The following is a 710-nucleotide window of genomic DNA, read 5'->3' on the forward strand; positions in this document are numbered from 1 at the left end:
CCAAAGGAGCCATCTCTAGCTATTTCATTTTCTGATTGAGACTGAAAGGAAAGATATGTGATGCCACCAGCTACAAACACTGCACTAGCAAAAATTATTATTTTTTTCATCGTTAGTCCTGATTCTTCGAAGCTTACAAAGCTATTTAACCATGCACCAAAACCGCTAGATTAGAACCGGCTCACACCAATTAAAATCATCGCAAATAAAAACGCCCTCGAACGAGGGCGTTTTCTAGATACAGACTTGCTCCGTATCTCTGTCAGATATGTGCCCTATAGAAGCGGGAACAATACTGGCTCAATTTGATTCGCTAGGTTAACTGATCCAGCTGGAGTTGGGTGAATATCGTCACCTTCAACTTGGCTCGCTGGAACCGTGCCGCGTGGATCAACAAACTGGCAGCTTGCAGCTGAGCTCACTTCACATGCATAACCAAGTAAGTCATCACCGTAGTTAAGTGCAGTAGTTAGGTTTGCATTACCACGTGGAAGCTCGTAATAACCCAACCATACAACATTAGCCACACCATCAGCATCGATCGTGTTAAGCAGACTAACCGCGTTGTAGTACTGGTCTTCGATCAGATTGTAGCAAGAACTTGAAGGCCACCATCTCCACCAGTGCGTACGGCAGCCATATGGGTCAAGCAAAGTAGCAGGGATCAGGATGTCGTTACCGCCACCATCCATTAGGATCGTGCTGATGTT

The 710-nt window shown here is 45.4% G+C and carries 1 pseudogene; it reads right to left on the minus strand.

Annotated features, from left to right (window positions below):
- Positions 1–275 precede the first annotated feature (275 nt).
- Positions 276–710: pseudogene (locus A3750_RS25935) on the minus strand (SGNH/GDSL hydrolase family protein); the annotation flags it as partial.

This window comes from Oleiphilus sp. HI0079 (genome assembly GCF_001635105.1).